The sequence below is a fragment of the Afipia sp. OHSU_II-C1 genome, from assembly GCF_000497575.1.
In the GTDB taxonomy this organism is placed as follows: domain Bacteria; phylum Pseudomonadota; class Alphaproteobacteria; order Rhizobiales; family Xanthobacteraceae; genus Afipia.
This window is the reverse complement of record NZ_APJI01000014.1, coordinates 72,193-92,163: the sequence shown is the minus strand read 5'-3', so window position 1 is coordinate 92,163 and position 19,971 is coordinate 72,193. Positions and strand designations below refer to the sequence as shown.

Below are 19,971 nucleotides of genomic sequence, written 5' to 3'. Positions count from 1 at the left end.
CCACCAGCAGAAAACGGTCAGCACCACCTCCCCTTTTGGCAGTGACATCAGTTCCCGTCCGGCCCGGTCTGTGGGCCTGCAGACCGCATGGCTCGCCGCGACACTGACCGCAGGATTTGCGCTGCCGGCCGATGCCCAGGTCTATTGGCCCATGGATCCCGGAGCCGCTTACTACGGCGAGCCGCAGCGGCACTTCGAGCCGCGTCGCCCGCGCGTCGCGCGCGCCAAACAAAAATTGCCCGATGCCCCGAAGGACACCGCAAAGCCGGTCGGCCCGATCGTGGTCGCGATCTCGATCGATCGGCAGACCTTGAAGCTCTACGACCAGAACGGCCTGTTCGCGGAATCGCCGGTCTCGACCGGCATGCGCGGCCATTCGACTCCGATGGGCGTGTTCAGCGTCATCCAGAAGAACAAGTATCACCGCTCGAACATCTACAGCGGCGCGCCGATGCCTTACATGCAGCGCATCACGTGGTCAGGCGTGGCGATGCATGCAGGCGTTCTGCCCGGCTATCCGGCCTCGCACGGCTGCATCCGCATGCCAATGAATTTCGCGATGCGGATGTGGGGCTGGACCCGCATGGGCGCGCGCGTGATCATCACGCCCGGTGAAATCTCGCCTGCTGATTTTTCCCATCCGCTGCTCGCCTCTCGCAAGCCGAGCACAAAGCCTTTGGCCGCCACGACGGAGCCGGAGAAGCACGCCGAGACCACGCCGAAGTCCGACCGGTCGTCAATTGTCGACGCGGCGTCGCACGACAGGCCGCAATTGCGGCTGACGTCGATCTCCGAAGACGCGCCCATTCGCACGGCTGACGCCAGCGGCGCACTCCCGCAAAAGAGCGATGCGGACAGCGTCGTTGCGCAGGCATGGGATGCCAGCCGCGGTGGCGGCTCATGGGATGCCGGCCGTGGCGGCGTCACGCCAGAGCCCGAAGCGGCCAAGGACGGGCCTAAGGAGAATGCCAAGACTCCGTCTCCGAACGCACATAAAGATGGCGCCGTAGCGAAGGACGATGCCGCGAAAAGCGCCGATGGAGACGCCGGTGCTTCCGACGACAAGGCAGCCGGCGACAAGTCTCCCGACGCAAAGCCTGCCGACAAAAAATCCGAGGCTCCGAAGACCGATAAGGATCAGACCCGTGTGACCGATAGCGCCGCACCCACGCCGGTCGCGGTGGCGGTTGCACCTGAGGGCTCTGCCGAATTCATCGGGCCGGTCAAGCCGCGCACAGGGCATGTCGCCGCCTTCGTCAGCGCTAAGGAAAACAAGATCTACGTCCGACAGAATTTCGAGCCTTGGTTCGAAGCGCCGGTCACGATCGCTGCATCGGACCGCCCCCTCGGCACCCACGTCTTTACGGTCCGCGCCGACAAGGATGACGCCGAGGCTCTGCGCTGGTCCGTGGTCTCGCTCCCGGCCCCCATCCGCGCGGCGGAAGAGACTCCCCGGCGCAGGCGCGGCGAGCCGGTTGCGCCCGTGGCAGCCCCTGCCCAACCGTCATCGCCAACCGAGGCGCTCGATCGCCTGACCATCCCCGAGGATGCCATGACGCGGATCGCCTCGGCCCTCGCGCCCGGTGGATCGATCACCGTCTCGGATCGCGGTCTTGGTGACGAGACGGGACGCGGCACGGATTTCATCGTCCCGCTGCGCTAAATGGCCTCTGGAACCCGGTTGGCTTTGGGCGGCGCGTTAAGCTAGAACGCGCCGATCATGACAGCCTCATCCGATAGCCAGCCCCCAACCGCTCCCATCCCGAAAGACCAGCCGCGCGATGCGTTTTCGCGGCTGACGCCATTCGGCTGGAACGGCGGCATGGCCGTGATTTTGGTCGGCCTCGCCCTCTCATTTTTCCTCGCCGGCTATTTCGTCATCTATTGGCGCAATGCCGATATGGACTTCATGATCGTCTACAACGCGCTCGTGATGAACAATGGAAAGCCGCAGGCGTTCTTCGATCACCCGTCCTACTTCACCATCCTGTCGGTGAAGTGGTGGTTTCAGGCGATGCATTCGCTGGGGCTGCTTGATGCATGGAAACTGTCGTCGATTCCCTCAGCGCTGAACGTGCCCGCCTTCGATGCCGCGATGACGCAAGCCATTCGCGCCGGCCGCATCGTGGCATGGCTGACCGCAACCATCTTCGTCATCGGCTTTGCGGCTCTGGCCCGGCGCATCTTTACCGACTGGCGGATCGCCCTGCTCGCGACGTTCGCGTTCGCGTTTTCCGGCGGCATGGCCGTCCACATGCGCATCCTTCGCAGCGAACTGATCGCGGCCTGTCTCTTCACGCTCGCATTGATGCTGCTGATCGCGGTCGCGCGCCGCGCCGGCAACTGGCGGCCGCTGGCTATCGGGGCTGCGGCGGCACTGTGCGTTCTCGGATTGCAGAACAAGGTTCAGATCATCCTGCTGATCGCAGCGCTTCCTGTGATCATGCTCCCTTTTGGCAGCAGCGACAGCACCAGCACAGCGTTCTGGCGCAGTTCGGCGGCATGGCTCGCAGTTCTGCTCTCGGCCATTGCCGCAGGCGTTCTGCTCGCCCTCGCTTGGCCGCTGATCTTGGCGGGGCTGGAGCCTGAATCGGTGGATATCGCCCAGCTTCACGCATTGATTGCCGGCAGGTTCGGAATTTATCAGGTCGCGCTACTCGTCTGGATCGGCGTCGGCATGATCGCATTTGCGGCGATGTGGCGCATCAGCGCCACCGAAACGTTGACGTCGATCTTCGCGGTCGCCGCCGGTGCGTCACTCGGACTGCTCACGCTGTATCTGCAATTCGATCCGCAAAACGCAGTCGCCGTGATCAATCCCATCGAAAAGATGCTGGTGTTCGCGGACGCACCGGCCACATCGGCCACCGAAGGCGGAAAGATCTGGGCTGCGATCGCCCTGCTGTTCGACGGCGTCAAGTCCGTGCTCCAGCGCTATACGTTCGTGCTGTTCACCTCGCCGCGTCCCACCGTGTTCCTGACCTGGCTGGTCATTCCTGGCATCGTCTATGCGTGGCTGAGGGGCGAGCGGCAGGTCGCCATTCAGGCGGCCCTATTGCTGCTGTCAGCCATCGGCATCGATGCGCTCGGCGTGCGGCGCAATCTCAAGGCGGAATACTTCATTCTGACCGATCCGCTCATTATCCTCGCAGGCGCATTGCTGCTGGAGAAATTGAGCGATCTGCGGTTCAGCAGATGGTCCTATCCGATCGGCTTAGCGCTGATCGTCGCCCACGTTGCGATCAGCCAGGCCGAACCGATCAAGCATGTGATGAAGCGCAGCGGCCCGGAATACATCTGCGAATGGAACGAGTATTACGAGCCGGAACTGCCGATGCCATGGTGCGACAAGCCGCCCAAGCGCCCCTGATGTTCGTCACGGGTTCTTGAAACTCCCGGCTGCGCCAATCCGTTATCTTGAGCGACGTATCTCAGGGAGCGCATCATGATCGACCGCCGACGAGTCATCACGGCCATCGCAGCGGGCGCAACGCTCCCGCTCACGACGCGATCCCTGTTCGCGCAGACGGCCATGAGCCGCATGACCGCCTACAGCTTTTCCTTCCAGAACCTCAAGGGCGGTGACATCCGTCTCGCCGATTATGTGGGCAAGCCGGTGCTGGTGGTGAACACCGCCTCGCTCTGCGGGTTCACGCCGCAATACGCCGGCTTGCAGGAACTGTGGACGCAGTTTCGCGACCGCGGCCTGATGGTGATCGGTGTTCCATCCAACGACTTCGGCGCGCAGGAGCCCGGCGGCGCAAGCGACATCGCCCACACTGCCGAGCAGACCTATCACGTCAGCTTCCCGATCACGGTCAAGACGAACGTGAAAGGGCCGAACGCCCATCCATTCTACAAATGGGCGGCCACCGAACGGCCGGGCGATCTTCCGGGCTGGAATTTCCACAAATACCTCGTGGGCCGCGACGGACACATCGCCGACGCGTTTTCCTCCCGCGTCGAGCCCACCGATACGCGCGTCGTCACCGCCGTCGCCCGCGCGCTCGTGTCCTGAATTCGCCGTTCGCTTCATTTTGCAGGTCCGCAAATGGGTCCGCGACTTGCGAACCGTCACATCAGGCTCCTGACCGAACCCGCCCCCGGGCCGGATTAACCCTGCCAACGCTCCTGTGGAAAATCGGTTGGCGCGATTTTCATTGTGGGTCTAGGCTCACCATCGGGGACTACGGCGGCGTCCGGCGGACCGGACGCGGAGGATTTTGCGTTCAGGGGTTACTTCCATGCGTATCAAGGCAACTTTTTTCGCCGCCAGCGCCATTTCGGTCTGCGCTTTCACCAGTGTCTGGTCGCAGGCCCTTATCCCGCAGCGCACCACACCACCGCCAGCTCCTGCCGCCGCTCCGGCTGCAGCGCCCGCACCTGCCCCCGCAGCAACAGCTGCCCCTGCGCCAGCTCCGACTGCCGCAAAAGCCAACTGCGCCAATCCGAATGCGATCGGCGTCTCGCGCGTGGTGCAGATCGACACCACCGGCGGACCCGGCTTCGGCTTCGAGCATTTCAAGCAGCTCGACTTTTTGCGCGATAAGGAAGTAGTGCTGACGTTCGATGACGGACCATGGCCGGTCAACACGCCGTCGGTCCTCAAGACGCTCGCCGACGAATGCACCAAGGCGATCTTCTTTCCGATCGGCAAGCACGCGACCTACTATCCCGAAATTCTCAAGCACGTCGCGGCCGAGGGTCACACCGTCGGTGCGCACACCTGGTCGCATGCCAATCTCAACAACAAGAAGCTGACCGAGGCGCAGCAGAAGGAAGAGATCGAGAAGGGCTTCAGCGCGGTCAAATGGGCGCTCGGCGCCGCACCGTCGCCGCTGTTCCGTTTCCCCGCGCTTCAGCACCCGCCCGCGATGGTGACCTATCTCGGCGAGCGCAACATCTCGATCTGGTCATGCGATCTCGACTCGTTCGACTTCAAGGCCAGCACGGCGCAGAAGATCGTCGACACCGTCATGACGAAGCTCGACAAGTTCGGCAAAGGCATCGTGCTGATGCACGATTTCCAGAAGCACACCGCCGAAGCCCTGCCTGAACTGATGAAGCGGCTGAAGGCCGGTGGCTACAAGGTGGTTCAGGTCAAGGCCAAGGCGCCGATGCAGACCATCGCGCAATATGACGAGGAAGTCGTCAAGGGCCTGAAGCTGCCGACGGTCAGCTCGCGTCCGCTCAACAGCGTCGTGCAGACCATCTCCGAATAGCGGCAAACGCGCACTTGCGGTTGCCCCGGAAATGGCTAAACCGCACGTCATGCGTATTGAAGGCTATGTGATCGTCTCCGCCGACGGCATGCTCGCCGATGCCAGCGGCGTGATGCCCGCTTCGCTCAAGTTCGAAGCCGATCAGAGATTCTTCGAGTCCGCGCTCGATGCAGCGGATTTGATCGTTCACGGCAGGAATTCTTTCGAGGACCAGCCGCGCTCGCCCCAACGCACGCGCATCATCCTGACCCGCAGCGTCGCCGCTCTCGGCCCCGATCCATCCAATCCGAAAGCAACCTTGTGGAATCCCGCAGGAGCCTCCTTCGAGGACGCCTGCCGCCATGCCGGCATAACCACCGGAACGGCAGCTGTCATCGGCGGCCCCGATGTATTCGAGATGTTCATGGACCGGTTTGAGGTGTTCTGGCTATCGCAGGCGCACGGCCTGACCATTCCCGGCGGCGGCATGGGCGGCTTTCCGGGCGTGCCGCAACGCTCGCCGCAGGACATTCTCTCCGCTCATGGATTGAAGCCAGAGGAAACGCGCGTGCTTGACGCCGAGCGCCGCGTGGATGTCACGGCCTGGCGGCGGGGTTAAACCCCGGTGTAACGCCCGCTGTCTTCCATAGCCACCGGGCGCGGATAACCCGCGATGACCAGAAGACCGCCGATCAGCGAGAGGTTCTTCAGCGCGTGGATCATGTTGTTGATGCGATCGGCGCCGGTCATGTCCCAGAAATTGTGGAAATAGAACGTCGTCACCGCGACGAACAGCACCAGCAGCCAGGCAAAGGTCCGCGTGCCGAAATTCAGCGCAATGAACAGACCGCCGACAACTTCCAGCGCGCCGGCCAGGATCGCCAGCATCTGCGCGGTCGGCATTCCCGTAATGCCCTCGAGCTGAGCCGTATATTGCGTCAGCATCGCCGGAAGGACGACCTTCTCGGTGATCGCCTGGGTGGTCGAGGCGATGTCGAACAGCTTGGAGGCGCCGGAAAACACAAACAGGACGACGAACAGAACGCGTCCGACAGTAACAATGGCTGGCATTTGGCGGCCCCGTATAAATCCCTGAACAGGACTATACAGGAGTTACCCTCAACCGAACAGCGTCGGCTGCTGCCGCCCCGCCCGCTCCTGCGCCTCGACCGCTGCGACTGCCGTCATGTTGAGAATCCCGCGCGCCGTCACCGACGGCGTCAGGATGTGCGCCGGACGTGTGGGTCCGATCAGGATCGGCCCGACCGGCAGTGCGTCGGCGAGGATCTTGATCATCTGGTAGGCGATGTTGGCCGCGTCGAGGTTCGGCATGATCAGGATGTTGGCCGACCCTTCGAGCCGCGAGTGCGGCAGCACCAGCTGGCGCGACAGCGCGGTCAGCGCGGAATCGCCCTGCATTTCGCCATCGGCTTCGATCTCGGGGTGGTCGTTCACCAGAATCTCGGTGGCGCGGCGCATCTTTTGGGCCGAACTCGAGTCGTAGCTGCCGAAATCCGAATGCGACAGGAACGCGACCTTCGGCTTGATGCCGAACCGCTGGACGTGCACGGCGGCCAGCGCCGCCATTTCCGCCAGTTCCTCTGCCGTCGGGTTCGGACGGATCTGGGTGTCGGCGATGAAGTACGCGCCCTTGCTGGTGATCACCAGCGCCAGTGCCGAATAGTCCGCGAGTCCTGGCGTCACGCCGATGATCTCGCGAATACGCCGCAGGTGACTCATGTAGCGGCCATCGACGCCGCACAGCATGGCGTCAGCCTCGCCGCGCGCCACCGCCAGCGCGGCAATGACGGTGGCATTGGTGCGCACCAGTGTCCGCGCGGCTTCCGGCGTGATGCCGTGTCGCCCGGCCAGATCGATGTAGCTCTGGACGTAGGAACGATAACGCGGATCGTCCTCGGGATTGATCAGGTCGAAATCGCTGCCCGGATTGATCGAAAGTCCGAACCGCTTGATGCGCGCGGCCACAACCGACGGACGCCCGACCAGGATGGGCCGCGCCAGCTTTTCCTCAAGCACCACCTGCACCGCGCGCAGCACGCGCTCATCTTCGCCCTCGGCATAGATCACTCGGACCGGCTGGGTCTTGGCTTTCGCGAACACCGGCTTCATCACAAGACCGGAGCGGAATGCGAAGCGATCGAGCTGGCTGGTATAGGCGTCGAAATCGGTGATGGGCCGCGTCGCGACGCCGGAGTCCATGGCGGCTTTCGCCACCGCTGGCGCCACGCGCAGGATCAGCCGGGGATCGAACGGCGACGGGATCAGCGAGCCGGGACCGAAGCCCTGCGTCTCACCGCCGTCGAAGCGCACCACCACATCGGACGGCGGATCGCGCGCGAGCTGCGCCAGTGCATCCACCGCGGCAACCTTCATCGCCTCGTTGATCGCCGTGGCGCCGACATCGAGCGCGCCGCGGAAGATGAAGGGAAAGCACAGGACGTTGTTGACCTGGTTCGGGAAGTCCGAGCGGCCGGTGCAGATCATCGCATCGGGCCGCGCCTTGCGCGCCTCGTCCGGCATGATCTCGGGATTCGGATTGGCGAGCGCCATCACCAGCGGCTGATCCGCCATTTGCTTGACCATATCGGGCTTCAGCACGCCGCCCGCCGACACGCCGAGGAAAATATCCGCGCCGCCGATCACATCGCCGAGCGTGCGTTTGTCGGTCTTCTGCGCGTAGACCGCCTTCCACTTGTCCATCAGCGTGTTACGGCCTTCATAGACAAGGCCGTCGATATCGCAGACCCAGATGTTCTTGCGCTGCGCGCCGAGCGACACCAGCAGATTGAGACAGGCGATCGCGGCCGCGCCTGCGCCCGACGCCACGATCTTGCAGTCTTCCAGCTTCTTGCCGTTGATCAGCAGCGCATTGCGGACCGCCGCGCAGACGATGATGGCCGTGCCGTGCTGGTCGTCGTGGAAGACGGGAATTTTCATTCGCGCCTTGAGCTGCTCCTCGATCTCGAAGCACTCCGGCCCCTTGATGTCTTCGAGGTTGATGCCGCCGAAGGTCGGCTCCAGCGCGGCCACCGTCTCCACCACGCGCGCGATGGTGTCGGCGGCGATCTCGATGTCGAACACATCGATGCCGGCAAACTTCTTGAACAGGACGGCCTTGCCCTCCATCACCGGCTTGGATGCCAGCGGACCGATGTTGCCGAGGCCGAGCACGGCGGTGCCGTTGCTGACGACGGCGACAAGATTGGAGCGGGTTGTCAGTGTCGCCGCCTCATGGGGATCGGCGGCAATGGCTTCGCACGCCGCAGCCACGCCCGGCGAATAGGCCAGCGCGAGGTCGCGCTGGTTGGCCAGCGGCTTGGTCGCCTGAATCTCGAGTTTGCCGGGCTTCGGAAGTCGATGATACGCCAACGCCGCGAGGCGAAGTTCTTCAGACAACGTCGACGCCATACCCGCTCCCGATATTCTCTTTGCCCCGGCCTGCGCCGGTGCTGTTTAGTCCCGTCGTGCGACGGTTATGCGATTCAGCACTAGTGTCCCGAATCCGAAGTTCGCATCATTTTAGCAGCGCGTTCCATAACGAACTTCGGATTCAAAGGGACACTAGAAATTATAATTCCAGTGCGGTTTCGGTTCGCAAGTCCGCAAAAGAGCACGCCGCAGAATGATGCGGACTTGCGAACCACCGCACTAGGGCAGATTGAGCCTGATATGAAGTTCGCGCAACTGCTTGAGCGACACCTCTGATGGCGCGCCCATGAGCAGATCTTCAGCACGCTGGTTCATCGGGAACAGCGAGATTTCGCGCAGGTTGTTCGTACCGCAAAGCAACATGACAATGCGATCGACACCAGCCGCCATGCCGCCATGCGGTGGTGCGCCATACTGGAACGCGCGATACATGCCGCCGAAACGTTCAATGACCGTTTCTTCGCCATAGCCCGCGATCTCGAACGCCTTCACCATCGCCTGAGGGCGATGGTTGCGGATGCCGCCCGACGCGATCTCGTAACCGTTGCAGGCGATGTCGTACTGGAATGCCTTGATGGTCAGCGGGTCCTGCGTCTCCAGCGCCTCGAGACCGCCCTGCGGCATCGAGAACGGATTGTGCGAGAAGTCGACCTTCTTGTCTTCCTCGTTGTACTCGTACATCGGGAAGTCGACAATCCACGCAAGCTCGAACCGGTCCTTGTCGATCAGGTTCAGCTCTTCGCCGAGCTTCGTGCGTGCGAGGCCTGCGAACTTCCAGAACTTCGACGGATCGCCGGCGACGAAGAACGCGGCATCGCCCTCCTTGAGGCCGAGCTGCTCGCGGATCGCAGCGGTGCGCTCAGGGCCGATGTTGTTCGCGAGCGGGCCTGCGCCCTCTCCGCCTTCGCGCCACATAATGTAGCCGAGGCCCGGCTGACCTTCGCCCTGCGCCCACGAATTCATGCGGTCGCAGAAGGCCCGCGAACCGCCGCCCGGTCCGGGGATCGCCCAGACCTGATTGGTCGCGTCTTCGAGCATGCGTGCGAACACCTTGAATCCCGAACCGCGGAAGTGTTCGGACACATCCTGCATCACCAGAGAATTGCGCAGGTCCGGCTTGTCGGTGCCGTACTTGCGCAGCGCTTCGGCGAATGGAATGCGCGGCCACTTCTTGGTGACCGGCTTGCCGTTGGCGAACTCCTCGAACACGCCGGTGATGACCGGCTCCATCGCCGCGAACACGTCTTCCTGCGTGACGAAGCTCATCTCCAAATCGAGCTGATAGAACTCGCCGGGCAGACGATCGGCGCGCGGGTCTTCGTCGCGGAAGCACGGCGCGATCTGGAAGTAACGGTCGAAGCCCGACATCATCAGCAGTTGCTTGTACTGCTGCGGCGCCTGCGGCAGCGCGTAGAACTTGCCGGGATGAATGCGCGACGGCACCAGGAAGTCGCGCGCGCCTTCCGGCGACGACGCCGTGAGGATCGGCGTCTGGAATTCGAAGAATCCGGCCTTCTTCATCCGCGCACGCATCGAGTCGACGATGGCGCCGCGGGTCATGATGTTCTGGTGCAGCTTCTCGCGGCGAAGGTCGAGGAAGCGGTACTTGAGCCGGATTTCCTCGGGGTATTCCTGATCGCCGAACACAGGCATCGGCAATTCGCCTGCCTCGCCCAGCACTTCGATCTCGTTGATGAAGATTTCGACGGTGCCGGTCGGCAGTTCAGGATTGTCAGTGCCCTCGGGGCGGCGGCGCACCTTGCCGTCGATCTTCACCACCCACTCGGCACGCAGCTTCTCGGCGAGACCGAAAGCCTTCGAATCCGGATCGACCACGCATTGCGTCATTCCGTAGTGGTCGCGCAGATCGATGAACAGCAGTCCACCATGGTCGCGGATACGGTGACACCAGCCGGACAGCCGGACCTCCTGGCCAATGTCGGAATCGCGGAGGGCGCCGCAGGTGTGGGAACGATAACGGTGCATGGAAATCCTGGAAAACGGCGTCAGAGGGCAGAATCAAGGGATATCGGCGCGGATGCGCGCGCGCAGGGTTTACCCGAGCGAAGGGAACGCGGCAACCGGATGGTGCCGGATAAGCTCCCGTATGGCGGGAAAAAGCTTAATAAAAACAATGCACGGGCTGCCGGACGTGCAGACCGGCCATTAACTGTCGCCAGCCTCGCGCTTGTCCTGCTGGATCACGATGGTCGGGACGCCAAAGGTCCCGGTCCGCACCGTGAAAACCTGCGTCCCCGGCTTGCGGCCCTCCCGCAGTTCGGACACCTCCAGACCCGCCTGTTCAAGCCGGGATCGGGTCGCCGCCACGTCTGCCACACGCCATGAGACGCCGTAGATCTTGTCAGGTCCGTCGCTCCGGCCGTCCTTGAAGCGATGGATCACCTCGAACACCAGACCGCCGGTCCTGAAGAACAGGAAGCGCGTCTGCAGTGCCTCGATGGTCCGGTCGAGCTTCATGTCGAGCCCGAGCCGAGCGCCGTAAAGCGCTGCGGTTCGCTCGGGATCAGGCGTTGCGATCACGAGGTGATCAAGCATATCGACCGGTGCCGATGCCGTCTCAGGCGACTGGCTCAGCCGCTCATTCCGCTGAAGAAAGAACAGCCGGATGCCGTGGGTGGATTCCGCCGACGCGCGGGTGCGCTTCCATGTCAGCGTACGGCCCGAGGCTAGGTTCGTGCTCGCGCCATCGCTGATAGCTTCAGGCGCAAGACCAAGTCGCGTCAGGCGATGGTGCGCTTTTTCGATGTCGCCAACTTCAAAAGCCAGACTGGCGAGCCCTTCGCCCTGCTTGTCGAGCGCGGCGCGCACGCGGTCCGCAGCTTCGCCCTCGCCCGCGGGCGCCATCAGTTCAAGCGATGTGTTGCCGAGCACGAAGATCGCGGTGGCTGCACCATCGCTTTGCGCGCGCCATGCTGGCGCACGACCTAGCAGCGTTTGATAGCCGGCAACGCCAGCCTCGATATCGCGGACCAGGACGACGGCGTGATCAAGTTTAGTAATCATGATGGTGACAGGGCCCGCATGTGGAGCCGCACCTCACCACACTCAGGCACACAATGCAGCCCCCTTGCCGCCGCGCATGCCACCTCTGAATTTCACATTGCGGAATGTTTGTTATCGATCCTGGCGGCAGCGCCATTCCCGCTTGCCTTTGACCTTGATTCGCTCGTCGGCGCGACACGTCTCGGAGAGATCGATGTCGTGAAACGTCCGGGCCTTCACGCCGACATTGATCGTGGCGTTGAGGTTGACGTGAGGCCGGATCGGAATGTGCACGCCGCCGGTGTTGACGTTGAGATTGTTCGCCTCGGCTATGGCGGGAACCAATGCGGCCAGAAGAAACGCAGCTCCGGCGCCAATGAGAGATTTTCCGGCCATGGCCCTCAGCCCTTCTGAAATAATGCGTTGCGGCAATATCCCTTGGTCGCACATTCGGCCTGCCCGGTTCAGCCGCAGCAAAAAATGTCCCCTGCCATGACCTATGAACCTGCCCGATCGGGCGATTTTCGCATGGAAAATTCCGTTCAAGGCGTTCATAACCCCCGCATGGAAATGATTACCACCACGGACGAACTCGCCGCCGCCTGCAGCCGCCTCGCCAAACACCGCGTCATCACTGTCGATACCGAGTTTTTGCGCGAAACCACCTACTACCCGTTGCTCTGCGTCGTGCAGATGGCCAGCGCGGATGAGGCCGTCGTGATCGACGCACTCGCCGAGGGCATCGACCTCAAGCCGTTCTTCGACCTGATGGCCAACGAGAGCGTGCTGAAAGTGTTCCATGCCGCCCGGCAGGACATCGAGATCATTTTCCACCGCGCCAATATCATTCCGCATCCGGTGTTCGACACGCAGGTTGCGGCCATGGTGCTCGGCTACGGCGACTCCATTGCCTATGACCAGCTCGTCGAGCGAATTACCGGTCATCGTCCCGATAAAACCCATCGCTTCACCGACTGGTCGCATCGCCCACTGACGCAGGATCAAATCGTGTATGCTGTCGCTGACGTTACACATCTGCGCGATGTGTTCGCAGCGCTCGATGCCGACCTCAAGAAGCGCGGCCGCAGCGAATGGGTCAGTGAGGAGATGGACGTCCTCACCTCGCCGAAGACCTATGACTTCCATCCGGAGCGCGCATGGGAGCGCCTCAAGACCCGCGTCCGCAAGCCGAAAGAACTCGCGGTGCTGATGGAAGTCGCAGCGTGGCGCGAACAGGAAGCGCAGAGCCGCGACGTGCCGCGCTCGCGTGTTCTGAAGGATGATGCCATCGGCGATATCGCGACTCACGCGCCCACCAGCCTCGAGCGGCTTGCCGGTCTTCGCTCGCTGCCGAAGGGCTTCGACAAATCGAAATGGGGTCAGGATATCCTTGCCGCCGTGAAGCGCGGAATTGCGCGTGATCTGACGAAGTTGCCGAAGCTCGACAAGCCGCGCGGCAATGCCAATGGCGGTGCGACGGTTGAACTGCTGAAGGTTCTGCTGCGCATGACGTCCGAACGTCACGCCGTCGCCAGCAAGGTGATCGCTACTGTGGACGATCTCGAACAGATCGCCGCCGACGATAACGCCGACGTCGGCGCCCTGCACGGCTGGCGCCGCGAACTGTTCGGCGAAGCGGCTCTGGCGCTCAAGAAAGGCCGCCTTGCGCTCGCCATCGACAAGGGCCGCGTGGTGCGGGTCGATCGCGAGTAAAAGCTTCAGCATTTACAATGCGTTCGGATGCGACGCTCCCAGCATAATCCACTGCAAATAAACAGGTTATTGACTTAAGACGACCGGTCATATTATGAATTGGACATCCCCTCAGGAGGTCCAGATGCCTAAGAACCGCCAAATCCTGCTCAAGCGCCGTCCCAGTGGAATGCCGACCCTCGATGATTTCCAACTGGTCGAGAAAGAACGCCCTGAGCCGGGGCTTGGTCAGGTTCTCGTCCGCAATCAGTTGCTGTCACTTGATCCGTACATGCGCGGACGGATGGATGACGGAAAGTCCTACATGGCGCCGGTCGAGCTTGGGCAGGTGATGACGGCTCATACGGTCGGCGAAGTCGTAACGAGCAACGACCCCGCTTTCGATCCCGGCGAGAAGGTTTTCCTGACGGGAGGCTGGCAGGACTATGCGATCGCCCAAGCACCTGATGTGAGGAAGATCAATCCTGCTCTGCCCGACGCGGCGTGGCTCGGCCCAATGGGCCTGCCCGGCTGGACCGCACACTACGGCCTGTTTGAGCTTGGACATCCGGCCACAGGTGAGACGCTTGTCGTGTCTTCTGCCGCAGGCGCCGTCGGCAGTCTTGTCGGCCAGTTGGCAAAGGCTCAAGGCCTGAGAGTGGTCGGCATCGCTGGCGGGCCGGAGAAATGCGCCTACGTCGTCAACGAACTCGGTTTCGATGCATGCGTCGATTACAAGGTCTCCGAATTCGCCGCACGCCTCGCGGATGCCTGCCCCAACGGTATTGATATCGATTTCGAGAACGTCGGAGGCGACGTGCTCGATGCAATTTGGCCACTTCTCAATGCCAGCGCGCGCATCGTCGTGTGTGGACTGAGCGCACATTACAACCTTACAAAGCCCCTGCCCGGCCCCGACCTGACCAAGGTCCTGAAACAGCGCGTCAACATGCGCGGCTTCATCATCTCGGACCATCGTCTCCACATTCCAAAAGCAATCGGAGAAATGGCAACGCTGGTGGGTCAGGGCAAGCTGACAACCCGCAATGATATAACGACGGGTCTCGAGTATGCCCCGAATGCTTTCATCGGGATGTTGCAGGGAAAGAACTTCGGCAAGACGCTGGTTCAGGTCGCATGAGCACGCACCACAGCGCGGAGACGCCAAACGTCAGCTTGACGCCTCTGTGCAGGGTGGATGCACGTCTCGCCGAACCTCTCGTGCTGCCGAATACGCCGACGGGCACGAGATCAATTCTCGAGGCAGTGTCGCTCAAGATCACGGGTGCGCGCCTCTCCGCACACATGAAAGGCCACGCGACCGCCGACTGGCTGACACTGTCGGCCGACGGCACTATCGGCACGCTCGACGTGCGCGCCACGCTCGAAACTGATGACGGTGCATTGATCTTCATGCAGTACAATGGCCGCATGCAACGCCAGATCGACGGAACGCGGAAGATTTATATCGCTCCGCGTTTCGACACCGGCGATCCCCGCTATGCCTGGCTCAATGCCGTTCAGGGTGTTGGAAAGGCGCTGCTGCAGGAGGGTTCGCGCGACCTGCACTACGACATCTACGAAGTTACCTAAGGGAAGAATCAACGACGATGCCCAAACCGAATGTAAAGGACAGGATTGTCGCCGCCGGCCTTGAAGTGCTGCACCGTCAGGGCTTCAACGGCTCCGGCGTTCAGGACATCACAGATGCGGCCGGCGTGCCGAAGGGATCGTTCTACAATCACTTCGAAAGCAAGGAAGTGTTGGGGATCGCGGCGCTTGATCGCTATTGGCAAGGCGCACTGACCAAGATGCCGATCTTGCGTGATGCGAGCATTCCGCCGATCGAGCGCCTGCGGCGTTACTTCCAGTCGCTTTTCGCTATCTCTACCGAGCAGGGATACTCGAAAGGCTGCCTCATCGGCAATTTTAGTCTTGAGCTAGCCGACCACAGCCCAGCGGTGCGAGACCGGCTCGCCGAGATTTTGAAAGCCTGGACGGGCGCCATCGAAGATTGCCTTCGCGAAGCGAAGCAATCCGGTGCGCTTCGCAACGATCTCGATCCCTCCGCTGTCTCGGCATTTATGCTGAACGCATGGGAGGGAACCGTTCTGCGCGCCAAAGTCGACAAGGACGGCAGCGCTTATGCGCAATTCGATGCTGCGATCTTCGACGGGATGTTGCGATGACGGATGGCGCGACACACGTTCAGCGCGTCTTTCTAAACGTCAGATTGATCCGCTGCGCACCGAGCAACGGATGCTCACCGTCGGCGAGCGGCATCACGCCGTGATAGGCCAGCCGCGACGGCCCACCCCACGCCACCACGTCGCCATGCACCAGCCGGTAGCGCATGGTCTTGTCCGACCGGCTCTGGCCGCCGAACAGAAACATGGCAGGCAGACCCAGCGAGACCGAAACAATCGGCGCGTCAAAATCCAGTTCGTCCTTGTCCTGATGCAATGACAACTTTGCGCCGGGCTCGTAGCGATTGATGAGACACGCATCAGGGCGAAAATCGGCGAAGCCCGCCTTCGCTGCGGCTTGCCCCGCGATCTCCGCAAACACAACCGGCATGGGCGGCCAAGGCCGACCGCTTTCCGGATCGATGGGATCATAGCGATAGCCAGTGCGATCGCTGACCCAGCCAACTCTTCCGCAATTGGTCATGGCTACCGACATCCGGTGTCCTCCGGGCGTCACGAGATGGCGGAACGGCGCGCGTTCGATGATTGTGTGCACCGCTTCGATCAGGGGAGCTTCCAGCGGCCGTGCAAAGCCCGCGAGCAGCATCGCACCCGGCGCGAGTTGCACATCGCGCAGTTCCGCAACATCGCCGTCGAACAGATCACGCATCATCGGTTCCAAGTGAACAGCGCGGCCTCCTGCTCCACTTCAACCGATTCAAGGCGATGCTTCCACCCGATTCCCGGAAATTGCTGTCTATAAAAACAAACCGGGTGGAAGCTTGCGCTTCCGCCCGGTTTGATTTGAACCCGAGGAACCTTAGGCCGCAGCCTTCTTCGAGGTCGGAACTTCCGAGATCGTCTTCAGGATCTGCGAAGCGATCTGGTAGGGGTCGCCCTGCGAGTTCGGGCGGCGGTCTTCCAGATAGCCCTTGTAATCGTTGTTGACGAAGGAGTGCGGAACGCGGATCGAGGCACCGCGATCGGCAACCCCGTAGCTGAACTTGTTCCAAGGCGCGGTCTCGTGCTTACCGGTCAGACGCTTGTCGTTGTCCGGGCCGTAGACGGCGATGTGATCCATCAGGTTCTTGTCGAACTGCTTCATCAGAGCTTCGAAGTAATCCTTGCCGCCGACCGTGCGCATGTACTCGGTCGAGAAGTTGGCATGCATGCCCGAGCCGTTCCAGTCGGTATCGCCGAGCGGCTTGCAGTGGAATTCGATATCGATGCCGTACTTCTCGGTGAGGCGGAGAAGCAGGTAACGCGCGATCCACATTTCGTCAGCGGCCTTCTTGGAGCCCTTGCCGAAGATCTGGAATTCCCACTGGCCCTTCGCCACTTCGGCGTTGATGCCTTCGTGGTTGATGCCGGCGGCGAGACACAGGTTGAGGTGCTCTTCGACGATCTCGCGGGCGACCGAGCCGACGTTCTTGTAGCCGACGCCGGTGTAGTACGGGCCCTGCGGAGCCGGATAACCTTCCGTCGGGAAGCCGAGCGGGCGGCCGTCCTTGTAAAAGAAGTATTCCTGCTCGAAGCCGAACCATGCGCCGGCGTCATCGAGAATGGTGGCGCGCTTGTTGGACGCGTGCGGGGTCTTGCCGTCGGGCATCATGACTTCGCACATCACCAGTGCGCCGTTGATGCGCGTCGTGTCCGGGTAAACAGCAACCGGCTTCAGCACGCAATCCGAGCTGTGGCCTTCAGCCTGCTGGGTCGAGCTTCCGTCGAAGCCCCACAACGGGAGCTGCTCGAGAGTCGGAAACGCATCGAATTCCTTGATCTGGGTTTTCCCGCGAAGGTTCGGGGTCGGCGTATAGCCATCGAGCCAGATGTACTCGAGCTTGTATTTGGTCATTTCGATCTCTCGTGAGTGAACGATTGCGTTGCTAAGTTCCCGGCCGATTTAGCCGCCGGAGGGTCCGGCCGCAAACGGCTGCGCCCGTTAATAAGCATTTAACGTGCCAACTGTCTGCCCAAGGCCGGGCAGCCGGTTGGCCAGCCCGCCGCCCCCAGCCGGACGATTCCCGTCAGGTGATTCGCAAGCCATGCGCCGCCCTGTGCGCGTTTTGTCATCAATTTCAATGCCTGCCTTCTTTCGCGGCGGCACGATTCAAGTCGCCGGAAACGGGAAACCCTTCAAGTGCGAGAGCGTTAAGGTTTCAGGCGCATGCTGAGTGAAGGCGCAGAATCCAAGGTGCGCAAATTGTATGCATTTGCCTGCTTTTTATAGGGCAAACCGCGCAAAAGACGTGCGTTCCTCTTACATTAGACCTCCACGCGACGAGATCGCAACGAGAGGAGACTGGAATGACACCTAATTCGACCCAGCCGACGGCCAAGATCTACCAATTCCCTGTGGGCGGCCGTGCGGCACTCAGCAGCCGGACCGAGCCCGCCAAGCCCATGCTCGACTACGCGGTCTCTGGCAGCGGCTGGTACCACGAAGCCGCTATCGAAGAGACCAAGCGCGGCAGCGAGCACTGATGCCGTCCGCCTGTACGACGCCCGGGTGGCCTGACCGCCCGGTGGAGATTTGCGAAGTCAAATAAAGGGTCGAAGCATAGCGCTTCGGCCCTTTTACTTTGGGCGTGTGCCCTGCCCGTTACGCACCGAAGATCGACCAGCCCATCCGCTTGCTGAGAGTTTCAAGCGCATCGCGGCCAAGCCGGGAGTTGCCGTTGGCATCGAGGCCTGGCGACCAGACCGCAATGGAAGCCTTGCCCGGCGCAATGGCCAGGATGCCCCCGCCGACACCGCTCTTTCCAGGCAGACCGACCCGATAGGCGAACTCTCCAGAGCCGTCGTAGTGCCCGCATGTCAGCATCACGGCGTTGATGCGCCGCGCCCGCTCCGGCGGAACGACCAGAAATCCGGTCGACGGATTGCGACCCGAGTGCGCGAGAAACCGCCCCGCCATCGCAAGCTGGCGGCACGACATGGCGATAGCGCATTGATGGAAATAGACGCCGAGCGTCAGTTCCACAGGATTTTCGATAACCCCGAACGACTTCATGTAATTGCCGAGCGCGATATTGCGAAAACCGGTGCGCTGCTCGGATGCAGCGACGGACTCATCGATCTTGATCGAGGAGTCGCCCGAGAGGAACTGCATGAATCTGAGGATTTCGCCCAGCGTTTCCCGAGGCTGATGCCCGGACAGTATGGCATCCGTCACGGCAATCGCGCCGGCATTGATGAAAGGATTGCGCGGGATACCGCGTTCCCGCTCAAGCTGAACGATGGAGTTGAACGGACTGCCCGACGGCTCGCGCCCCACCCGCTGCCACAGCTTGTCGCCGATCATGCCCAATGCGAGCGTGAATGTGAACACCTTGGAAATGCTTTGAATCGAAAACGACGTGTCGGCATCGCCGCCTGCCGCGACATGCCCGCTGGAATCGACCACCACCAGGCCGAACGCATTGACATCGACACCCGCCAGTTCGGGAATATAGGTCGCGACTTCTCCGCGATCCTTTCGTTCCATCATCTCGCCGGCGATTTCCTTGACGACGCGATCTAAAGTGGCATTGCTCATTTCGGCTTCGGCTTCCGATTGCAGACTCACGGTCTTATCGAACGTGGTCATATGCGACAACCGTGCCAACGCGACAATCGCGCCAAAAGCGCTCACGCGCAGCCTCCCAGATCCCGTCTCTATTTTGCGTCGTGGAAAATGATGCCGACCGTATGCCGGTGCCCCGACCGGAGCTGGCTGACGCCATGGCGCAGATTAACGCGATAAGTCCCGCGCGTGCCCTGAACCGGGCGGCGATGGACCGCGAACACGACAGCATCGCCCTGCTTCAATGGCACCACCGCCGCGCGTGACTGCATGCGCGGACGCTGCTCCGTCAGCACGAATTCCCCGCCGGTGAAATCGCGCTCCGGTTCCGACAGCAGGATCGCAACCTGCAACGGAAACACATGCTCGCCGTACAGGTCCTGATGCAGGCAATTGTAGTCGCCCGCGTTGTACTGGAGCAGCAGCGGCGTCGGCCGCGTCTGCCCGGCCTTGTGGCAGCGCTTGATGAAATCGCCATGCTCCGCAGGATAACGCACGTCGATTCCCATCGACTCGTTCCAGCGGTTGGCGATCGGCGCCAGTTGCGGATACAGCGCCGTCCGCAATGCCGAGATGATATCCGGCAGAGGATAGGAAAAATACTTGTACTCGCCGCGCCCGAAGCCGTGGCGAGCCATGATGATGTGGCTGCGGAAGATACCGTCCTCGCCGTAGAGACCGACGAGCGAACCGCATTCATCGGGTGACAGCAGCCGCGGCAGCACCGCCCAGCCATTGCCGTCGAGATGTGTCGTGAGGTTAGGCCAGTCCATCGCCTCGACACGCGCCGGCGACGCCGGTGTTCTGACTTTTGCTGCTGCGACCATGTTCGGGCTCCTGTCTGATGCCCCGAACTAATTCAATAGCGACAGGC

Annotated in this window: 19 protein-coding genes; 10 read left to right on the top strand and 9 right to left on the bottom strand. The window is 61.9% G+C overall.

Features of this window, described 5'->3' with window-relative positions; all coding sequences use genetic code 11:
• Positions 1–151 precede the first annotated feature (151 nt).
• From I554_RS0116010 to I554_RS0115990, 5 genes are all read left to right on the top strand, one after another.
• Positions 152–1,663 carry a L,D-transpeptidase gene (locus tag I554_RS0116010; protein ID WP_244432770.1) on the top strand — a complete coding sequence of 504 codons (1,512 nt, stop codon included), beginning with the start codon at positions 152–154 and terminating at the stop codon, positions 1,661–1,663.
• A gap of 57 nt (positions 1,664–1,720) precedes the next feature.
• Positions 1,721–3,370, top strand: coding sequence for a hypothetical protein (locus I554_RS0116005; RefSeq protein ID WP_024577460.1), 1,650 nt, complete (start codon positions 1,721–1,723; stop codon positions 3,368–3,370).
• Positions 3,371–3,445: 75 nt separating this feature from the next.
• Positions 3,446–4,018 (top strand): glutathione peroxidase, encoded by a 573-nt coding sequence (locus I554_RS0116000; protein ID WP_024577461.1) that lies wholly within the window; start codon positions 3,446–3,448, stop codon positions 4,016–4,018.
• A 226-nt stretch (positions 4,019–4,244) separates the two neighbouring features.
• Positions 4,245–5,222: a polysaccharide deacetylase family protein gene (locus I554_RS0115995; protein WP_024577462.1), complete on the top strand. Its 978-nt coding sequence runs from the start codon at positions 4,245–4,247 to the stop codon at positions 5,220–5,222.
• Between the two features lie 49 nt (positions 5,223–5,271).
• Positions 5,272–5,820 carry a dihydrofolate reductase gene (locus I554_RS0115990; protein WP_024577463.1) on the top strand — a complete coding sequence of 183 codons (549 nt, stop codon included), beginning with the start codon at positions 5,272–5,274 and terminating at the stop codon, positions 5,818–5,820.
• Here I554_RS0115990 and I554_RS0115985 read toward each other — a convergent pair.
• The 5 genes from I554_RS0115985 to I554_RS0115965 form a co-directional block, all read right to left on the bottom strand.
• A complete protein-coding gene (locus tag I554_RS0115985; RefSeq protein WP_024577464.1) occupies positions 5,817–6,272 on the bottom strand; it encodes a DoxX family protein in 456 nt (151 codons plus the stop codon). The two genes, I554_RS0115990 and I554_RS0115985, sit on opposite strands and share 4 nt — an antisense overlap.
• Positions 6,273–6,320: 48 nt before the next feature.
• Positions 6,321–8,630: an NADP-dependent malic enzyme gene (locus tag I554_RS0115980; RefSeq protein WP_024577465.1), complete on the bottom strand. Its 2,310-nt coding sequence runs from the start codon at positions 8,628–8,630 to the stop codon at positions 6,321–6,323.
• Positions 8,631–8,870: 240 nt separating this feature from the next.
• Positions 8,871–10,637: an aspartate--tRNA ligase gene (aspS, locus tag I554_RS0115975; protein WP_024577466.1), complete on the bottom strand. Its 1,767-nt coding sequence runs from the start codon at positions 10,635–10,637 to the stop codon at positions 8,871–8,873.
• 180 nt (positions 10,638–10,817) lie between these two features.
• Positions 10,818–11,675 (bottom strand): VOC family protein, encoded by an 858-nt coding sequence (locus tag I554_RS0115970; RefSeq protein ID WP_024577467.1) that lies wholly within the window; start codon positions 11,673–11,675, stop codon positions 10,818–10,820.
• A gap of 111 nt (positions 11,676–11,786) precedes the next feature.
• Positions 11,787–12,050, bottom strand: a complete 264-nt coding sequence (locus tag I554_RS0115965; protein WP_024577468.1) for a hypothetical protein — start codon at positions 12,048–12,050, stop codon at positions 11,787–11,789.
• 168 nt (positions 12,051–12,218) lie between these two features.
• Between I554_RS0115965 and rnd the strand changes: the two genes are divergently transcribed.
• The 4 genes from rnd to I554_RS0115945 all read left to right on the top strand — a co-directional run bounded on the left by rnd (position 12,219) and on the right by I554_RS0115945 (position 15,535).
• Positions 12,219–13,367, top strand: a complete 1,149-nt coding sequence (rnd, locus tag I554_RS0115960) for a ribonuclease D (RefSeq protein ID WP_024577469.1) — start codon at positions 12,219–12,221, stop codon at positions 13,365–13,367.
• A gap of 124 nt (positions 13,368–13,491) precedes the next feature.
• On the top strand, positions 13,492–14,487 hold the full coding sequence (locus I554_RS0115955; RefSeq protein ID WP_024577470.1) for an NADP-dependent oxidoreductase: 996 nt from the start codon (positions 13,492–13,494) through the stop codon (positions 14,485–14,487).
• A complete protein-coding gene (locus tag I554_RS0115950; protein WP_024577471.1) occupies positions 14,484–14,939 on the top strand; it encodes a DUF3237 domain-containing protein in 456 nt (151 codons plus the stop codon). Before I554_RS0115955 ends, I554_RS0115950 begins: the two co-directional genes overlap by 4 nt.
• A 17-nt stretch (positions 14,940–14,956) precedes the next feature.
• A complete protein-coding gene (locus I554_RS0115945; protein ID WP_024577472.1) occupies positions 14,957–15,535 on the top strand; it encodes a TetR/AcrR family transcriptional regulator in 579 nt (192 codons plus the stop codon).
• Between the two features lie 19 nt (positions 15,536–15,554).
• On the opposite strand, the gene alkB is transcribed toward I554_RS0115945, so the two are convergent.
• Both alkB and I554_RS0115935 read right to left on the bottom strand, forming a co-directional pair.
• Positions 15,555–16,205 carry a DNA oxidative demethylase AlkB gene (gene alkB, locus I554_RS0115940; protein ID WP_024577473.1) on the bottom strand — a complete coding sequence of 217 codons (651 nt, stop codon included), beginning with the start codon at positions 16,203–16,205 and terminating at the stop codon, positions 15,555–15,557.
• Positions 16,206–16,352: 147 nt separating this feature from the next.
• Positions 16,353–17,387 carry a glutamine synthetase beta-grasp domain-containing protein gene (locus I554_RS0115935; RefSeq protein WP_024577474.1) on the bottom strand — a complete coding sequence of 345 codons (1,035 nt, stop codon included), beginning with the start codon at positions 17,385–17,387 and terminating at the stop codon, positions 16,353–16,355.
• A 452-nt stretch (positions 17,388–17,839) separates the two neighbouring features.
• Between I554_RS0115935 and I554_RS26445 the strand changes: the two genes are divergently transcribed.
• Positions 17,840–18,016 (top strand): DUF2735 domain-containing protein, encoded by a 177-nt coding sequence (locus I554_RS26445; RefSeq protein ID WP_081710791.1) that lies wholly within the window; start codon positions 17,840–17,842, stop codon positions 18,014–18,016.
• 118 nt (positions 18,017–18,134) lie between these two features.
• Here I554_RS26445 and I554_RS0115925 read toward each other — a convergent pair whose 3' ends face one another.
• Both I554_RS0115925 and I554_RS0115920 read right to left on the bottom strand, forming a co-directional pair.
• Complete coding sequence (locus tag I554_RS0115925) at positions 18,135–19,070, bottom strand: glutaminase (protein ID WP_024577475.1); 936 nt, start codon at positions 19,068–19,070, stop codon at positions 18,135–18,137.
• A 119-nt stretch (positions 19,071–19,189) separates the two neighbouring features.
• On the bottom strand, positions 19,190–19,924 hold the full coding sequence (locus tag I554_RS0115920; protein WP_024577476.1) for a 2OG-Fe(II) oxygenase: 735 nt from the start codon (positions 19,922–19,924) through the stop codon (positions 19,190–19,192).
• Positions 19,925–19,971 lie beyond the last annotated feature (47 nt).